The sequence below is a fragment of the Phocaeicola faecalis genome (assembly GCF_021730445.1).
Classification (GTDB): domain Bacteria; phylum Bacteroidota; class Bacteroidia; order Bacteroidales; family Bacteroidaceae; genus Phocaeicola; species Phocaeicola faecalis.
In genome coordinates this window covers 14671-33274 of sequence record NZ_JADNRM010000028.1, presented here as the reverse complement: position 1 = coordinate 33274, position 18604 = coordinate 14671, and the positions used below count along the sequence as shown (strand labels likewise).

Annotated in this window: 19 protein-coding genes and 2 tRNA genes; 10 read left to right on the top strand and 11 right to left on the bottom strand. The window is 45.0% G+C overall.

Annotated features, from left to right (window positions below; translation table 11 throughout):
• The coding region (locus IR173_RS17355) for a hypothetical protein (RefSeq protein ID WP_237040771.1) at positions 1–212 on the top strand (212 nt) is incomplete at its 5' end.
• 12 nt (positions 213–224) lie between these two features.
• Positions 225–1979: a VapE domain-containing protein gene (locus tag IR173_RS17350; protein WP_237040770.1), complete on the top strand. Its 1755-nt coding sequence runs from the start codon at positions 225–227 to the stop codon at positions 1977–1979.
• Positions 1980–2082: 103 nt separating this feature from the next.
• Here the strand turns inward: IR173_RS17350 and IR173_RS17345 are convergent.
• The 9 genes from IR173_RS17345 to prmC form a co-directional block, all read right to left on the bottom strand.
• Positions 2083–2167: transfer RNA gene (locus IR173_RS17345), tRNA-Leu, on the bottom strand.
• A gap of 16 nt (positions 2168–2183) precedes the next feature.
• Positions 2184–2256: transfer RNA gene (locus tag IR173_RS17340), tRNA-Gly, on the bottom strand.
• A gap of 70 nt (positions 2257–2326) precedes the next feature.
• Positions 2327–3319 carry an aldo/keto reductase gene (locus IR173_RS17335; protein WP_237040769.1) on the bottom strand — a complete coding sequence of 331 codons (993 nt, stop codon included), beginning with the start codon at positions 3317–3319 and terminating at the stop codon, positions 2327–2329.
• 11 nt (positions 3320–3330) lie between these two features.
• On the bottom strand, positions 3331–4671 hold the full coding sequence (gene argH / locus IR173_RS17330) for an argininosuccinate lyase (protein ID WP_237040768.1): 1341 nt from the start codon (positions 4669–4671) through the stop codon (positions 3331–3333).
• A 12-nt stretch (positions 4672–4683) separates the two neighbouring features.
• On the bottom strand, positions 4684–5109 hold the full coding sequence (locus tag IR173_RS17325) for an SRPBCC family protein (RefSeq protein WP_237040767.1): 426 nt from the start codon (positions 5107–5109) through the stop codon (positions 4684–4686).
• A gap of 92 nt (positions 5110–5201) precedes the next feature.
• Positions 5202–5840, bottom strand: a complete 639-nt coding sequence (gene pyrE / locus IR173_RS17320; RefSeq protein ID WP_237040766.1) for an orotate phosphoribosyltransferase — start codon at positions 5838–5840, stop codon at positions 5202–5204.
• A gap of 163 nt (positions 5841–6003) precedes the next feature.
• Positions 6004–6699, bottom strand: a complete 696-nt coding sequence (locus tag IR173_RS17315) for a ComF family protein (RefSeq protein WP_237040765.1) — start codon at positions 6697–6699, stop codon at positions 6004–6006.
• On the bottom strand, positions 6680–7165 hold the full coding sequence (locus IR173_RS17310) for a regulatory protein RecX (RefSeq protein WP_237040764.1): 486 nt from the start codon (positions 7163–7165) through the stop codon (positions 6680–6682). Before IR173_RS17310 ends, IR173_RS17315 begins: the two co-directional genes overlap by 20 nt.
• The gene (prmC, locus tag IR173_RS17305) at positions 7162–7998 is read right to left on the bottom strand and encodes a peptide chain release factor N(5)-glutamine methyltransferase (protein WP_237040763.1); all 837 of its coding nucleotides are present in this window, start codon (positions 7996–7998) and stop codon (positions 7162–7164) included. The genes IR173_RS17310 and prmC overlap by 4 nt, the downstream gene beginning before the upstream one ends.
• 46 nt (positions 7999–8044) lie before the next feature.
• On the opposite strand from prmC, the gene ribD reads away from it, so the two are divergent.
• The 8 genes from ribD (at position 8045) to IR173_RS17265 (ending at position 17003) form a co-directional block, all read left to right on the top strand.
• Positions 8045–9106, top strand: coding sequence for a bifunctional diaminohydroxyphosphoribosylaminopyrimidine deaminase/5-amino-6-(5-phosphoribosylamino)uracil reductase RibD (gene ribD, locus IR173_RS17300; protein WP_237040762.1), 1062 nt, complete (start codon positions 8045–8047; stop codon positions 9104–9106).
• A gap of 113 nt (positions 9107–9219) precedes the next feature.
• Positions 9220–10632, top strand: a complete 1413-nt coding sequence (locus IR173_RS17295; RefSeq protein ID WP_237040761.1) for a DUF6242 domain-containing protein — start codon at positions 9220–9222, stop codon at positions 10630–10632.
• 14 nt (positions 10633–10646) lie between these two features.
• The gene (locus tag IR173_RS17290; RefSeq protein ID WP_237040760.1) at positions 10647–11378 is read left to right on the top strand and encodes an isoprenyl transferase; all 732 of its coding nucleotides are present in this window, start codon (positions 10647–10649) and stop codon (positions 11376–11378) included.
• A gap of 11 nt (positions 11379–11389) precedes the next feature.
• On the top strand, positions 11390–14035 hold the full coding sequence (gene bamA, locus IR173_RS17285; protein WP_237040759.1) for an outer membrane protein assembly factor BamA: 2646 nt from the start codon (positions 11390–11392) through the stop codon (positions 14033–14035).
• 22 nt (positions 14036–14057) lie between these two features.
• Positions 14058–14573: an OmpH family outer membrane protein gene (locus tag IR173_RS17280; protein ID WP_237040758.1), complete on the top strand. Its 516-nt coding sequence runs from the start codon at positions 14058–14060 to the stop codon at positions 14571–14573.
• A 56-nt stretch (positions 14574–14629) separates the two neighbouring features.
• A complete protein-coding gene (locus IR173_RS17275) occupies positions 14630–15133 on the top strand; it encodes an OmpH family outer membrane protein (protein ID WP_237040757.1) in 504 nt (167 codons plus the stop codon).
• A 96-nt stretch (positions 15134–15229) separates the two neighbouring features.
• Positions 15230–16078: a glutamate racemase gene (gene murI, locus IR173_RS17270; RefSeq protein WP_237040756.1), complete on the top strand. Its 849-nt coding sequence runs from the start codon at positions 15230–15232 to the stop codon at positions 16076–16078.
• A 52-nt stretch (positions 16079–16130) separates the two neighbouring features.
• On the top strand, positions 16131–17003 hold the full coding sequence (locus tag IR173_RS17265; RefSeq protein ID WP_237040755.1) for a pyridoxamine kinase: 873 nt from the start codon (positions 16131–16133) through the stop codon (positions 17001–17003).
• Positions 17004–17025: 22 nt separating this feature from the next.
• Here the strand turns inward: IR173_RS17265 and IR173_RS17260 are convergent, their stop codons facing one another.
• Both IR173_RS17260 and rbfA read right to left on the bottom strand, forming a co-directional pair.
• Positions 17026–18261 (bottom strand): FtsX-like permease family protein, encoded by a 1236-nt coding sequence (locus tag IR173_RS17260; RefSeq protein ID WP_237040754.1) that lies wholly within the window; start codon positions 18259–18261, stop codon positions 17026–17028.
• A gap of 6 nt (positions 18262–18267) precedes the next feature.
• Entirely contained in the window at positions 18268–18603 is a 336-nt protein-coding gene (rbfA, locus tag IR173_RS17255; protein ID WP_005943802.1) for a 30S ribosome-binding factor RbfA, read from the bottom strand.
• Position 18604 lies beyond the last annotated feature (1 nt).

The following is an 18604-nucleotide window of genomic DNA, read 5'->3' as shown; positions in this document are numbered from 1 at the left end:
GTCTACACATACGGTGGCATAAGCCCACACGTACGTACGCATCGGCCTACACGTATGTACGCATGAGCCTGCACGTGTATATGTCATTGACTTATACTTGTGTCAGGCTCTGTCATATCTGGTGTCGGGTGAAGTGCCGGAATTGGATTAGTTTGTCTTCCCTCTTGACAAAGGCTTTTTTATGTTGTATATTTGTAGTTCGTCAAATCTAAAAAGAAGTGTTCATGAATGTATTCGCCACTCTCAAGACAGTCTTCTTCGGAAGCAAATTCCTGTCCAGTCCTGTTCCCTCCGACGGAACACCACGCCGTGACCTCGTATCCGCCCTCAACGGACTGATGCCGCTTTGTCGGACCATGCCCGGTGTGCACCTGGCAGTGGATATCCGCGAAGGCCGGGTGGCTTTGGTGCTGGACTGGACTCCGCGCACCGACGGGAATGCGCTTGCAGGCAGTTACCACTACATCGTTTCCGATGAAGAAGGGGTGAAGGAAGTGGACAAGTCACAGGTTCTTCTTGCTGAAAACGGCAAGGGAAACTTGTTGGAAAGCAGAGACGGTTTTTCCGGATGTCCGACAGACTTAACAGAAGAAACGGAGGAAGATTCCGTGCAATCGGGAAGCGTTCAAAAGGTTATGAATACTGTACGCTCGAAAGATATTAAAAAGGAAGTCGAACCAACATCTTTGGAAGATATCCGAAAGGAACTCGGAGTGAAGTCCTCGAAATATGTTGAAAAGGAAGCCGAACCGATATCTTTGAAAGACACTGAAAAGGAAGCCGCGCCAATATCTCCGGAAAAAACTGTTGGGAAGGCGAAATCACGCTCCTTGATGCAGGAAGTGACCGCTTTTCTCACCTCCCGCTACCGCTTCCGGTTCAACGTGCTGACCGAAGAGACCGAGGTAGCGGGCGTGGAACACGGCATTTCCGATGACCACTTGCGCTACGCCAAGGTGGACGAACGGTGGATGAACTCGCTCAGTCTGGAAGCCATCGAAGCGGGCATAGACTGCTGGGACAGGGACATCCAACGCTTTGTGCGCTCGCGCCGTATCAGCGAATACCATCCCTTTACCGCCTACTTTGAGCAGCTTCCTGAATGGGACGGCACCGACCGGGTGTCGGCACTCGCCCGCAGGGTGTCTGATAACCCGGTATGGGTGAACGGTTTCCACCGCTGGATGCTGGGACTCTCCGCCCAATGGATGCAGTTCCATCCGGATACCAACCGCGCCAACAGCGTGGCACCCCTGCTGGTGAGCAGTCGTCAGGGACTGGGGAAAAGTACGTTCTGCCGCCTGTTGATGCCCGATGCGCTGAAAGCCTACTATACAGAGAGTTATGACCTCAGTTCCCCGGCATCCGCCGAAGCCAGGTTAGCTGCCTACGGTCTGATTAATCTGGATGAATTCGACAAGTTGGGTGCGTCCAAAATGCCCCTGCTGAAGAATCTGATGCAGGCTTCCGCGCTGAATATCCGCAAGGCCTACAAACGCAGTGCTTCGGCACTTCCCCGCATTGCCTCGTTCATCGGCACCAGCAACCGGGAAGACCTGTTGGTGGACCGTACCGGCTCACGCCGCTTCCTCTGTGTCAGTCTGGAACATGCCATTGACTGCGTCACCCCCATAGAGCATGAGCAACTGTACGCCCAACTCAAGGCGGAGCTTCTGTCCGGCGAACGCAGCTGGTTCAATAAAGAGGAGGAACAGGCCATACAGCAACACAACGCCCTGTTCTACAAGCATGTACCCGAAGAGGAGGTGTTCCGCCTCTGTTTCCGCTTTGCCACGGAAGAGGACGAACCACAGGAGGTGCTGACCCTTTCCGCAACTCAGTTGTTCGAGCGGATGAAGTCCGCCCATCCCTCGGCCATGAGGGGTATGACGGCCTTCAGCCTGAGCCGCATCCTGCCCCAGTTGGGCGAGCGGGTGCATACTGCCAAGGGGAATGTGTATCGGGTGGTGGAATGCTAAACAAAGATAAAGATTTATTTGTTGCAACGGTAAGATACTGATTTTTACCGAAATAAGCAAAAGGGGCTATCCGACTTTTTGGACAGCCCCTTTAAAATACTTGTACTCGAAGCGGGACTTGAACCCGCACAGCCGCAATGGCCAAGGGATTTTAAGTCCCTCGTGTCTACCGATTCCACCATTCGAGCATCCTCGACGAGAGAGAGCGGAAAACGAGACTCGAACTCGCGACCCTAACCTTGGCAAGGTTATGCTCTACCAACTGAGCTATTTCCGCGTTTTGTTTGACGGGTGCAAAGATAAGGAGTTTTATAATACCTACCAAATTTTGCACCCATTTTTTTTATTTAAGAACGTAATATTCCTTCTATTTCAGCTAATTCATCATTTGAAAATGCCAGATTATCCAAGGCATGGAGGTTATCACTCAATTGCTTGACTGAGCTTGCGCCGACAATGACTGAAGTCATACGTTCATCTCTCAGCACCCAGGCCAATGCCATTTCCGCCAACGTCTGCCCGCGACGAACTGCTACTTCATTAAGACGGGCAGCCTTTTCTACCTTGTCAGCCGTTACTTGGTCGACTTTCAAAAAGCCGGTAACACGGGCTGCACGAGAGTGTTCAGGAATACCGTGCAGGTATTTATCAGTCAGCAACCCTTGAGCCAGCGGAGAGAAAGCTATAAAACCGGAGCCATACTGTGCCGCCAAAGCAAGAGTCCCCGCCTCCACCGCACGGTCGAACATATTATAGCGATATTGACTTATCAGACAAGGTGTACCGGCAGCTTTCATCATTTCATAAGCTACCCTCGCCTTTTCAGGCGGATATTTTGAGATTCCGATATATAGTGCTTTTCCCTGCCTTACTATATCAATCAACGCCTGAACAGTTTCTTCCACAGGTGTAATTCCATCATAGCGGTGACTATAAAAAATATCAAAATACTCCAAACCCGTACGACGAAGACTCTGTTCTATACTTGCCATCAGGTTTTTACGTGAGCTGTTGCCTCCATAGGGGCCCGCCCACATTTCATGCCCTGCCTTGGAAGAGATAATCATCTCATCACGGTAACCACGAAAATTCTCTTTCAGAATCTTGCCGAAATTTGTCTCTGCACTACCGGGAGCAGGGCCATAGTTGTTTGCCAAATCGAAATGAGTAACCCCATTGTCAAAGGCATATTTTACCATGTCGGCTGCTATCCCGAAATCGTCCACACTGCCAAAATTATGCCACAATCCCAATGAGATGCGCGGCAAAAACAGACCACTATTTCCACAGTTCCTATACTGCATTCTATCATAGCGTTCCGCTGAAGGTTGATATTCCATATCTTTATAATTTATCTGCCCAGCAGAGTTCTTTCCGCCTGTTCCATGGTAGAAAAGTTAAATCCGTCAACGACCTTTTCCATCAACAGGATAATCTTGTCGTTACACAGATTGCCGATGCTTCCTTCATGGGTGTGATGTACCTGCTTGTTGTGGGTGAACTTACCGGCTTCAATATCCAGTCCCACTTTCTTATAAGCATCGCGGAACGGCATTCCTTCGGCAGCCAAACGGTTCACCTCTTCCACGCTAAAGATGTATAGGTAACGGTCGTCATCCAAGATATGTTCGTTCACCTTTATCTTATCCATAATATAAGTGGTCATCTGCAAGCAGTCCTTCAGTTCTTGGAAAGCAGGCAGAAATACCTCTTTGATAATCTGTAAATCACGGAAGTATCCGGAGGGCAGATTATTCATAATCATCATAATCTGTTGCGGAAGCGCTTGAATTTTATTGCATTTGGCACGTGTCAGCTCAAACACATCCGGATTCTTCTTGTGTGGCATGATACTGGAACCGGTCGTACATTCATCGGGCAACTTCACAAAACCGAAATTCTGGCTACTAAACATACAAGCATCAAAAGCCAGTTTGGAAACTGTTCCGGCAATGGAAGCAAGAGCAAAAGCCACATTGCGTTCCATCTTTCCACGGCCCATCTGCGCATATACCACATTATAATTCATCGAGTCAAATCCTAGTAATCGGGTGGTCATCTCTCTGTCCAAAGGGAAAGATGAACCATATCCGGCTGCTGAACCCAATGGATTGCGGTTGCACATCTTAAAGGCTGCCTGCAAAAACATCATATCATCCACCAGACTTTCGGCATAGGCTCCAAACCATAAACCGAATGAAGAAGGCATCGCTATCTGCAGATGGGTGTATCCCGGCATCAAGACATCTTTATATCTATTACTTTGAGAAATCAGCACATGAAACAACTGCTCTACTGCTTCGGCCACCTCTTTCAGTTGGGCACGAGTGAACAGTTTCAAGTCCACCAATACCTGGTCGTTGCGTGAACGTCCGCTATGAATCTTCTTGCCCACATCACCCAACTTACGGGTCAGCATCAGCTCCACTTGCGAATGTACATCTTCGATGCCATCTTCTATAACAAATTCGCCCCTTTCGGCAGAAGCATAAATATTCTTCATCTCAGCCAGCAGAGCCTGCAGTTCTCCGGCAGTCAGCAAACCGATACTCTCCAGCATCGTGATATGAGCCATAGAACCCAAAACATCATGTTTTGCCAAATAGAGATCCATTTCCCGGTCACGTCCTACGGTAAAACGGTCAATATCCTCATTTACCCGGACACTCTTTTCCCATAGTTTCTGAGCCATATTCTTTCTATATTAATAAGGTATCATTGATAACATATCAGCCAATTTCTCCACTCCATCCTGCAAAGGTTTCGCTACCATCGCTTTCATAAACATATTCACTTCGGCACGGATGGTCACTTTCATTTTAGCTTCATTCTCATTCACCGGCAAAATCTGTATCCACAGATTTAAAGGAATCGGAGATTTGTCTCCTTCAAACTTGATACATTTGCAAGGATCACGTTCTATAATGCGCAAAGTGACATTCATTCCTTGCACGGTAAGTGTCAGCGAATCACGGTCGAACGTCATATCCTGAATCTTATCACCAATTTTCTCACGCATTTCGTCCATTCTCTCACGTATCGCTGCCAGATTATTCAAATCAGACAGCTTATCATATACACGTTCCTGACTATACGGAACATGCTTCACATTACTTTCATATTGAGCCATATCTCGACATTTATAAACAAAAAGAGAACAGTCCGAAGGAATAATCCTTCGAGCAGTTCTCTTTTAAATATATTTTAATCTTAAAGAATAAATTACTTTCCTGCATCCCAATGAGCCGGGTCTTTTCTCCATGCATCCAGAACGGGAACATCTTCTTCATTGATATACCCTGTCTTCAATGCAGCTTCCAAAACGGCTTCATAATTTGTCAAAGTCACTAAATTTACTTTCGCTTCCTTAAATGCTTCCACAGCAACAGGGAATCCATAAGTAAACGCTGCGACCATACCTATTACCTCACAACCGTCACGACGGATAGCCTCAACAGCTTTCAGGCTACTGCCACCGGTAGAGATAAGGTCTTCAATAACTACGACTTTCATACCCGGACGAAGTTCACCTTCAATCAGGTTTTCCAAGCCATGGTCTTTTGGAGTAGAACGAACATACACAAACGGAAGGTTCAGTTCATCTGCTACCAAAGCTCCTTGAGGAATAGCTCCTGTAGCAACACCGGCAATAGCATCCACTTGGCCGAATTTCTCCAGCACGATACGGCTAATCTCAAGTTTTACAAAATTACGAAGAGAAGGATACGAAAGAGTCTTGCGGTTATCACAATAGAAAGGCGACTTCCAACCGGAGGCCCAAGTAAAAGGATTAGCCGGCTGCAACTTAATAGCCTTAATCTTCAGTAATTTCTCTGCGAATAATTTTTCTAAAGTCTTCATAACTTAACTACATCTGATAAATATGTTGCAAAAATATAGAAATACATTGAGATAAAGAAAAAAGGAACAAGGTATTTTCCAAAAAAAATAAAAAGAAGGTCACGAGCTAATTTGGATTAACCGCTTTTATTTCTTCATACCGGCAACCGGTCGATGCAACGAGCTACCCCTGTCCGGCCAAAGCAAGGGTAAGTACACTGATGCGAACACCGGCAACACCTTTCAGCGCATCGGAAAAAGACACGATAGTGGCACCGGTGGTAAGCACATCGTCTATCAGCAAAACATGCTTGTCCTGCAATACTTCCGGAGTGTTACAAACAAAAATATCACAGACATTTTCCCATCGTTCATAGAGCCCTTTATGCGTCTGAGTTTCGGTGTACTTACACCTTTCCATCACATCCGGAAGCACCGGAATAGAAGTTACGCCTCCTACCCCTTTGGCAAGCCATTCACTCTGATTATAGCCGCGCAAATGCTCTTTTTTACGATGAAGCGGAACCGGAAGGATATAATCCACCCCTTCAAAAAAGCCGGAAGGCAATAGTTCGGCAGCCATATATCTCCCCAAAAACTCGCCTATTTCTTTGTTTCCATAATACTTCAGTTCATACAACAATTGCCTGACAACACTTCCTTTGGCATAATATAAAAACGAAGCGGCACGCTCCACCGGGAATTTCCCCCAGAAATTACGTTCCACCTCATTATTCTTTTGCAAGTGCAAATTCGTGCGTGGCAAAGCCGCCAAGCAGCGGAAACATAAGAAGTGCTCATGCTTCATCAAATGTTCATCGCAAATGATACAACATTCGGGAAAGAACAAATCCCACAAATCAGTCCAAATACTCCACATCGGCATCTATCTGTTTCACACACCGAAGTATTTCTTCCATCTCAAAACCACGACCGATGGCAAAGCGAATCAATTTGCCATTGCGTTCATAGTCCGTATTTGCTTTGATGCTTCTCTTCTTCTGTTCTACAAGTCCCGAAAGAATGGACAAATATTCACTCTCGTCAATCTCTTCCAAGCCTAGGCTAATCACATCTGCCGGTATCTTTTTCAAGCGCAATGCCTGCACGATTTTCATCCGTCCCCATTGATTAAACCGATACTTATCACGTACAAAGGCAGCACAATAGCGCCGTTGGTCGATATATTTTTCCTTTATCAAATGTTCAATCACTCTGTCCTTTATTTCATGGTCCGCCCCCCATTGTTCGAGTTTTGCCTCTACTTCGGACACGCACCGCTCTACAGACGAGCAATAGGCTTCCGCCTTATTGCGAGCTTCGCTTTCGCTACATTCTTTCTTCATCTTATTGCCTTTATCATCCGGTCATTGCCGGATAAGTCTTTTCTTAATTCTACATGATGATACCCCAACCTTTCGAGCATACCTACCGTAGCGGCACCATAATCCCGGTTGATTTCAAAATAAAGCCTGCCGCCCGAAACCAACATTTCAAGCCCCAGCCCGGCTATTTTAGTATAGAAAAGCAAAGGTTGTTCATCAGGAACAAACAAGGCGATAGAAGGCTCCCACTCCAAAACATTGGCCTCCATAGCTACCTTCTCTTTTTCTGTAATATAAGGCGGATTGCTGACGATGATATCATACTGTTCTCCCGAAGGGAAGGCTTGCAAGACATTTTTCCGCTCCAACCGCACCTTTACATCATTTCGCTTGCAATTACGCCGTGCGACCTCCAACGCTCCGTCAGAAATATCCCATGACGCGACATGAGCTTGCGGCAAAAACTTAGCGAGAGCAACCGGTATACATCCGCTTCCGGTACCAATATCAAGCACCCGAAGTCCGTCCTCTTTATTATCCTTCAATATCCACTCAACCAGTTCTTCCGTTTCGGGACGAGGTATCAGCACATTTTCATCAACCTCAAACGAAAGTCCGTAAAACATTTCCATACCGATAATATATTGAACCGGTTCATATTTTTGCAAACGAATCAGAATATCATCTAATTGCTTCTGCTCATTTTCCGAAAAACTTCTATCTTTGCCTCCATACAGTTCGAGCACAGTGAACCCGAGCACTTGCGTCAACAGCAATTTTGCCAAAGATGCTGCTTCGGAATCGGGATAGTAACCTGTGAGAGCTTGCTTTATATAATGTACAATAGGATTCATTAGCTGTTTAATTATATGCAAAAGTAGAAATTTAAACCGTATGGTTATGACAAAAGACGAAAAATATATATCCAGATGCCTGCAACTGGCACACAACGGCTTATGCACCACTGCCCCCAATCCCATGGTCGGGGCAGTGATTGTGCACAAAGACACTATTATAGGCGAAGGTTATCACATCCGATGCGGAGAAGCCCATGCAGAAGTAAATGCCATCCGTTCAGTAAAAGATGAGAGTCTTTTAAAGGAATCAACCATGTATGTCAGCCTGGAGCCTTGTTCTCATTATGGGAAAACACCTCCTTGCGCCGATCTTATTATAAAGAAAGGTATCCCTAGAGTCGTCGTAGGATGTATGGACCCCTTCTCTCTTGTTGCCGGACGAGGTATCGATAAATTGCGCCAAGCCGGAATAGAAGTAACAGTCGGAGTTTTGGAAGAAGAATGTCGCCGGCTCATCAAACGTTTCATTACTTTTAACACACAGAAACGTCCTTATATCACGTTGAAATGGGCGGAGTCTGCAGACGGTTTTATCGACATCAACCGCACAGAGGGAAAGCCGGTGGTCCTGTCAAGCCCCCTCACCGGGATGGTCGTGCATAAAAAAAGAGCCGAGCACGATGCTATCTTAATAGGGCGCCGGACAGCCTTGTTGGATAACCCTTCGCTGACCACCCGCAACTGGTATGGCAAGAATCCCGTCCGTCTGGTTATAGACAAGGACTTAACCCTTCCTCCCCATCTCTCGTTGTTCAACGAAGAAGTGCCGACTTACATATTCACACAAAAAGAGCCTCCCCAGCCCGATGCCAGGTTCATAGTCCTGGACTTCGGGCGTGACATCCTGCCACAGATAATGGCATTTCTATACGAGAAAAAGCTCCAGTCTTTACTGGTTGAAGGAGGTAGCATACTGCTTCAATCCTTTATTGATTCAGAATTGTGGGACGAAGCTTATATAGAGCAATCTCCCCTCTTCCTGAAAGACGGAGTTACAGCTCCCACTATTCAAAAAAAATACTTTAACAAGAGCGAAAGATACTTCGGAAGAGATTTTTTTCATGCCTGCCACCCACAGACTCACAGACAAAATGCGTCTGATTAGCAGATAAAAAGCGGAAGTTTATCTATAAATTAATATAAAACTTGTTCCAAAACTTCTATATAGAAAAAAATCTTCCTACTTTTGCGACTTGTAACAAAAAGACTCATTTGCAAATGAAAATAAAGTTTTTGACAGTTATCACAGGGCTGCTTATGGCCGCTTTTATGATTACATCATGTTTGAACGATGACGATAACGAAGTGACTCCAAGCTCGGAAGCCAGTATTACTGCTTTCTCGATTAAAGATAACATAGAGACCAAATACACCGCTACAGTTAACGGGAAAGACACAACACTGACAGCCATCGTGGAAGGCTCGGATTATCCTTTTATCATTGACCAGATAGAAAGACGTATCTATAATGCCGACTCACTTCCGGTAGGTACCAATGTCAGCAAGGTAGTGGTGGAAATCACTGCGGACACTCCTTATATTCTGATTGTAGCCGATAAGGATTCTTTGTGGACATCCAGCGACTCTTTGAATTTTGAAAGTCCTGTCAAGTTTAAGGTATTGGCGCAAAGCATGGAATATGGTGCAGTCTATACAGCTGAAATCAATGTCCATAAGCAGGAACCCGATTCATTGGTATGGTCTAATTTAAGCAGTGACTTCAACGGTAGTGCTATTCAGGCACAAAAGGCCGTTTATTTCAACGATAAGATTTATGTATTTGCGGTCCGTCAGGGCGAAGAACAAGTTGCCGTAACGACAACAAGCATCACCGACGGCCATAGTTGGAGTAGCTTGCAACCGTTGCCGTTCGGAGAGAAAGCTGACTATTCCACTGCCATGGCATGGGGAGACCATTTATACATTATTGCAGAAAATCAATTGTACCAGTCGGGAAATGGTACTGATTGGAGCAAAATAGAATCAGCACCCGCTTTGAAGATGTTGGTTTCAAACATCTATTCCCAAAACAATCCGGAAAAGAACAATAAATTGATAGCAATCAATACTAATAATGTGTTTGTCGAAACCCATAACGGAACAGAATGGACAGAACAGAAAAGTGTTCCTTACGGTTTTCCTGAAACCAGCCTGTCATTCGTTTCTTACCCTCTGAATACCAACAGCTCAATAGACCGTATGTTGGTTTTGGGAGAAAACCCGATTGCTACCGATACGACTTCGGTAGTATGGGGCCAGTTAAGCACAGAAAACACATGGGGCGACTATCCACCGGAAAAAGATAATCTGGACTTCTGTCCCAAATTGGCCAATATCGCCATGATACATTATAATAACCAATTATATGCATTTGGCGGTCCCGGCAAGAAAAATGGTTCCAACCTTGCACCCTTCAGCGCATTCTATGAATCGGTGAACAATGGCATTACTTGGAAGCAAGTGAAAAGATATGTATTCTTCCCCGAAGAATTTACCAACTTATACAAGCAAGCCGACGGCAACTATTCTTATGTAATCGACAAGAATGACTACCTGTGGATTATGTGGAGTAATTCCGGTCAGGTATGGCGAGGCAGAATCAACAAATTAGGCTTTAAAAAAAGTATATAAAACCAGAACGCGACATGCTATATAGAGAGCAAATAGACAAGAGCCGTGTACCGGCCCACGTAGCCATCATCATGGATGGCAATGGAAGATGGGCCAAGCAACGTGGGCAAAAACGAAGCTTCGGCCATCAGGCCGGTGCCGAGACTGTGCACATCATTGCTGAAGAAGCGGCCCGCTTGGGAGTCAAATACCTGACACTATACACCTTCTCTACTGAAAACTGGAATCGTCCCGTCGATGAAGTGGCTGCACTGATGAGCCTTCTCATGGACTCTATCGAAGAGGAAACCTTTATGAAGAACAATATCAGCTTCCGCATCATCGGTGACACCCAGAAACTACCGGCAGAGGTCTTGGAACGACTGAACCAATGCATCGAGCGAACTTCCGTCAATACCGGAATGTGTTTGGTTCTGGCCTTGAGCTATTCTTCCAAATGGGAGTTGACCGAAGCCATGAAACAAATAGCCACAGAAGTGCAAGACGGCAGACTGGCTATTGAAAACATAGACGACAAAGTAATAAGTGCGCACCTGAGTACCCACTTCATGCCCGACCCAGACTTATTAATCCGTACCGGAGGTGAAGTTCGTCTCAGCAACTACCTGCTATGGCAATGCGCTTATTCCGAGTTATATTTTTGCGATACTTTTTGGCCGGATTTCCGCGAAGAAGAGTTCTGCAAAGCCATTTGTGATTATCAACAGAGAGAACGCCGTTTCGGCAAAACCAGTGAACAAATATAAAGTTATATAAAATGCTATATCGTATTTCACTCATACTATTAACGCTTACATGTCTGTTTTGTTTCTCAGTCAGTAGCTACGCTCAAGAAGCAAATGTTCAAGAAAACGACAATCCGGTAATACTTTACTCTGGAACTCCCAAGAAATATGAAATCGGCGGAATCAAAGTCGAAGGGGTAAAGAACTATGAAGACTATGTGCTGATAGGTCTGTCAGGACTATCGGTAGGACAGGTAATTACCGTTCCTGGCGATGATATCACCTCAGCCGTAAAACGTTATTGGAAACATGGTCTGTTCTCTGACGTACAGATATTGGCTGAAAAGATTGTAGGCAATAAAATCTACCTGAAGATACTCTTGACACAACGTCCGCGTATCGCCGATATCCGTTACCATGGTGTGAAGAAGAGCGAAAGAGAAGACCTTGAAGCAAAATTGGGCTTGGTAAAGGGTAGTCAGATTACCCCTAACCTGATTGACCGTGCAAAAATCCTTATCAAAAAGCACTTTGACGAGAAGGGTTTCAAAAACGCCGAAGTGACAATTATCGAACGTGACCTTGCCGACAACAAAGAGCAGGTGGACGTAGATGTGATGATTGACAAGAAAGAAAAGGTAAAAGTACACCAGATTACCATCGACGGAAATACCGTTTTGACCGACAAGAAGTTGAAACGAGTAATGAAGAAGACAAACGAAAAGAATAAGCTTGCCAATATCTTCCGTTCAAAGAAATTCATCGAAGAGAAATACGAAGAAGACAAACAAAAGATTATTGATAAGTATAATGAGTTGGGTTATCGCGATGCCCAAATCGTAGTAGACAGCGTGACTCCTTATGACGACCGTACCGTAGATGTATATATGCGTATCGAAGAAGGTGACAAATATTATCTACGAAACGTCACATGGGTAGGCAATACCGTCTTCCCGGCTGATATGCTGGATGAACAATTCCGCATGAAGAGAGGAGATGTATACAACCAAAAGCTCATGAACGAGCGTTTGAGCGGAGATGAAGATGCTATCGGTAATAACTATTATAACCGCGGTTATGTGTTCTACAACCTTGACCCGGTAGAAGTGAATATCGACGGGGACTCTATCGACCTCGAAATGCGTATTCAGGAAGGTCCACAGGCAAGTATCAACAAAGTGCGTATCAATGGTAACGACCGTCTATACGAAAATGTAGTGCGCCGTGAATTAAGAACACGCCCGGGTGATTTGTTCAGCAAAGAAGCTTTGGAACGTTCATATCGTGAAATTGCCCAGATGGGACACTTCAACCCTGAAAACATTCAACCGGATGTTCAACCGGATATGGCTAACGGTACGGTTGATATCAACTGGAACTTGGAATCGAAAGCCAATGACCAGGTGGAATTCTCTGCCGGATGGGGGCAAACTGGTGTTATCGGTAAATTAAGTCTGAAGTTTACGAACTTCTCTATGGCCAACTTGTTCAATAAGAGTGATAATTACCGTGGATTCCTGCCTCAAGGTGACGGACAGACATTGACCATCAGCGGACAGACTAACGGTAGCTACTATCAGTCATACAGCGTATCGTTCTTCGATCCGTGGTTTGGAGGCAAACGTCCTAATTCATTCTCTGTTTCGGCGTTCTACTCCATTCAGACTGATATCAGCAGCAACTATTATAACTCCGCCTACATGAATAACTATTATAACTACATGTATGGTATGAATAATTATTATGGAGGAAGTTATGGCAATAACTATGAGTCATATTATGACCCGGATAAGTCTATCCAGATGTATGGAGCTTCTATCGGTTGGGGTAAACGCTTGAGATGGCCGGATGACTATTTTACACTGACCGCAGAATTGTCTTACCAGCGTTTCATCTTGAAAGACTGGAGTTACTTGTACATCAAGCTGAACAATGGCGAATATATGTCTACAGGTAGTTGCAACAACCTGAGTTTGGGATTCACCTTGGCACGTAACTCTACGGATAATCCGATATTCCCGCGTCGCGGTTCTGAGTTCTCGGCATCGGTACAACTGACCCCACCGTACTCATTGTTCAGCAACAAGGATTATTCTACTTACGGAAAAGATGACTATGATGAAGCTGCAAGTATGTTCAACTGGATTGAATACCATAAATGGAAATTCAAAGCCAAGACGTATACAGCATTGACAGGCGCCTCAAAATGTCCGGTTATCATGACACGTGCAGAGTTCGGTCTGTTGGGTCACTATAACAAATACAAGAAGTCGCCGTTTGAAACATTCTATATGGGTGGTGACGGTATGACCGGATACAGTACAAGTTACGCTTCAGAAACCATAGCATTGCGTGGTTATGAAAACGGTGCTTTGACACCTTATGGTAGCGAGGGTTACGCCTATGTACGTTTAGGTGCTGAGTTGAGATATCCATTGATGTTGGAAAACTCAACAAGTATCTATGCATTAGGATTTGTTGAAGGCGGTAATGCTTGGACGGAAGTCGGCAAATTCAACCCATTCAGTTTGAAGCGTTCGGCCGGTGTCGGTGTCCGCATCTTCTTACCGATGATTGGTATGATGGGTATCGACTGGGCATACGGTTTCGATAAGATTAACGGTAGCAGCCAATATGGTGGCAGTCAGTTCCACTTTATCTTAGGACAAGAGTTTTAACAACCCATAAAACGAAGTGATTATGAAAAAGGCTATTCTATTATCTCTATTATTTGTGGCTTGTGCATTCACAGCCAGCGCGCAAAAATTTGCTTTGATTGATATGGAGTATATTCTAAAAAATATCCCTGCATACGAACAGGCAAATAACCAATTGAATCAGGCTTCCCAACAATATCAGGCTGAAGTAGAAGCTAAAGCTAAAGAAGCCGAAGCACTGTATAAGGAGTATCAGAAAGCAGCCTCTTCACTGTCGGCTGTACAGAAATCTCAGAAGGAGGAAGCGATTATAGCTAAAGAAAAAGAAGCTGCAGAGCTGAGAAAAAAATACTTTGGTCCGGAAGGAGAAATGGCTAAAAAACAACAAGCGCTGATTAACCCTATTCAGGACAAAATATATGAGGCAGTGAAGCAAATAGCCCAACAAAACGGATACGATGCAGTAGTCGACCGTTCATCTGCCCAAAGTATTATTTTTGCATCTCCGCGTATTGATATCAGCAATGAAGTGCTTTCAAAACTAGGATATTCAAATTAATTTCATACATTTGCACCTGATAATCAAATTTGCAATAACTAATAAAAAATAGAACTATGTTGAAGAAAATTGCTTTATTACTTTTACTTATCGCTCCAATGAGCGTATTTGCCCAAAAATTCGGTCATGTTAAATTTGCAGAGATTCTCACTGTAATGCCGGAATACACCAAAGCTCAGACTGACATTCAGGCTCAGCAAAAACAATACGAAGATGAAATGAAACGTGCTTCAGATGAATTGACTAAGAAATTCACTGAGTACCAACAAGAACAGGCTAACTTGCCTAAGAATATTCAGGAAAGACGCCAGAAAGAATTGCAGGAACTGAACGAAAAAGGTATGCAATTTCAAGCTGACGCTCAACAACAGTTGCAGAAAGCATACGCCGAAATGATGGAACCTATCTATAAGAAGATAGATGATGCCATCAAAGCAGTCGGACAAGAAGGTGGATATGTTTATATCTTCGACCTGAACAGAACTGATATTCCTTTTGTAAACGAGTCATTGTCTACAGACGTTACTCCGATAGTTAAAGGTAAATTAGGACTTAAATAATTAAGATAACCCCTTTGGGCACGGATTACACAGACTTCACGGACTCTCATAACCGTGTTAATCCGTGTAATCCGTGCCTTTTTATAGACCACTGTCATGAATCAACCATCTTCCCTTTCAACCGGTGCTGTCGGTGTCTTTGACTCCGGGTACGGCGGACTGACTATTCTGAATAAAATCCGGGAATTCATGCCCGAATACGATTATATCTATTTAGGAGATAATGCGCGTACCCCTTATGGTACCCGATCGTTCGAAGTGGTCTATGAGTTCACCCTACAGGCGGTAAACAAACTCTTCGACTTGGGTTGCCCACTGGTTATATTGGCTTGTAACACCGCATCAGCCAAAGCGCTCCGCACAATCCAACAGATGAACCTGCCCAAATCAGACGACCCTACCCGCCGCGTACTCGGCGTGATACGGCCTACCGCCGAATGCATAGGAGACATCACCCGCACACGGCACATCGGCATACTTGCCACCGCCGGTACCATCAAGTCCGAATCCTATCCGCTGGAGGTGCATAAACTATTCCCCGACATAACGGTGACCGGTCTGGCCTGCCCCATGTGGGTGCCATTGGTTGAAAACAATGAATTCCGGTCTCCCGGCGCAGATTACTTTGTGAAGCAATATATCGACCGTCTGCTGGAAGCAGACCCTCAAATAGACACCATCGTTTTGGGATGCACCCATTATCCGTTGCTCATAAATAAAATCAAACAGTTTACCCCTCCCCACGTACAAATTGTAGCACAAGGAGAATATGTGGCACACAGCTTGCGCAGTTATCTAGACCGCCACACAGAGATGGACACTCGTTGCACCAAAGGCAGCAGTTGCCGTTTTCTGACGACCGAGAGTCCGGGTAAGTTTGAAGAATCCGCTTCCATCTTCTTGCGCCAGGAGAATATAGAAGTAGAAAGTATAACTTTGGAATAACCTTTTGCTCCTTCCGGCTGTTATAGCATCATTACCTATTTATGAAAAGATTATGTATGCAAACAAAGTAAAGAAAATAGCTGCCGTACACGATTTGTCCGGTGCAGGGCGTGTCTCGCTGACCGTCGTCATTCCCATCCTCTCTTCGATGGGCTTTCAAGTCTGTCCGCTTCCCACGGCAGTATTATCCAGCCACACTCAGTATCCTCATTTCTCTTTCCTCGACCTGACGGACGAGATGCCCAAGATTATTGGCGAGTGGAAAGAGTTGGGAGTACAGTTTGATGCCATTTATACAGGCTATCTGGGCTCGCCCAGACAGATTCAAATCGTATCGGGATTTATTAATGACTTCCGCCAACCGGACAGTCTCATCGTTATCGACCCCGTATTGGGTGACAATGGCAAACTATATACCAACTTCGACAAGGAGATGATTATCGAAATGCGCCATCTCATCACTCAGGCCGATGTCATTACCCCCAACCTGACCGAGCTGTTCTATCTGCTGGACAAGCCCTACAAAGCCGAAAACTCAGATGAAGAACTAAAAGCCTACCTGCACGAACTATCGGACAAAGGTCCTGAAACCGTCATCATTACCAGTATTCCGGTACAAGGCGACCCACGGAAGACTTCTGTATACGCCTATAATCGTTCGAGTGACCGCTATTGGAAAGTAACCTGTCCTTACCTGCCTGCCCACTATCCGGGCACGGGAGATACATTTACAAGCGTCATTACCGGTTCTTTAATGCAAGGCGACAGCCTACCCATTGCGTTAGACCGTGCCACACAATTTATTTTGCAAGGCATCCGTGCCACGTTCGGTTACGAATATGACAATCGGGAAGGTATCTTATTGGAAAAAGTGCTTCATAATCTGGATATGCCTATCCAAATCAGCAGTTACGAACTAATCTAACGTAGAAATAAGAAAAAAGCAATTACAACAGGCGGCGGCTGAGATAACGCACAGGATACCAGACAGAAAGGAAGCCTACCACCAATACAGTAAGGAACACCAATACAATGTCCCAGGCATGGACACTGACCGGATAGGCATCCACCACAAAGTTTCCGGCAGCTCCTGAGCCGCCTCCCAATGCAATCAAGCCGAACTCCTGTTGGATAAAGCATAAAGCCAGCCCCAATCCGACCCCGATGATGGCCCCGAAGAACGAAATCATACGTCCTTCAAGCAAAAATATCCGTGTAATCAGTTTATCGTTTGCCCCCAAATTGCGCAATGTCACCACATCCGCCCTCTTATCAATAATAAGCATGGAAAGAGAACCTATCACATTAAAACACGCAATCATCAGAATAAAAGTCAGGAACAGATAAGAGATGAGTTTCTCTATCTCCATAATGCGAAACGTGTCCACCTGCTGTTCATACCGATCCTGCACCCGGAAACCGTCACCCAAAATCGCCTGTATCTTCTTCTTGGCACTACCGATATTGATACCGGGCTTTAATCTTAGTTCTACCGAACTCACCTCCGTATCATATTGAAACAGCCTACGGGCAAATTGTAGTGAAGTCAGAATATATGAGGCATCATATTTTTGCTGATTCACAGCAAACACCAGCCCGCTAGAGAACAAATTAGCCGAGTTGAAACTGGCTGCCGGATTAGCCATATTGACCTTTGCCCCCCGCTTGGGAGCATAAATTTCCAACGGATCCAGAAAACGGATTCCCGTACCGAGTATCGAAACCAGCTCGATGCCCGGAATAGCATAATCAGCCACCTCATCATGAAGCAACAGTTCCCCCCGTCCAAAAAGGATACTGTCTATGGGTGTCAGCCGGTCAAAATTATCTTCCACCCCTTTTATCACAGTCATAGTCTGTCGGCCTTTATACTGAACCATTGCATTCTCCTCCAATGATTCGGAAAAGACAGCCACCTCAGGCAACCTCTTCAACTCCAGAATACGCTCATCCTGCCCGTCAAAAACCTTTCCGACAGTTGCCGTAATCTTCAATTCCGGATCAAAAGCAGTGAAAAAGGTAGCCACCACATCCTGAAATCCATTAAATACAGACAATGTACATACCATTGCCAATGTAGCCAAAGCTACTCCGCAAACCGAAATAGCTGATATAACATTGATGGCATTGTGCGACTTCTTAGAGAAAAGGTAACGCTTCGCTATATAAAAGGGGAAATTCACCGTTGGTTATTTTTTCAACAGTTCATCAATACGTTCGACATAATCCAACGAATCATCCACAAAGAACTTAAGTTCGGGAATGATACGCAACTGATGGCGTACACGCGTACCCAGTTCAAAACGGATAGACTTCATATTATCATTGATATTCTTCACTATTTCCTGACTCTTCTCTGAAGGGAACACACTGAGATAAACACGCGCTATACTCATATCAGGGCTGATGCGAACTGCACTTACCGATACCAATACACCGTTCATCGCTTTAGTCTGAAGCAGGAAAATCTCGCTTAATTCTTTCTGAATAAGACGGGAAATCTTATTTTGTCTGGTCGTTTCCATA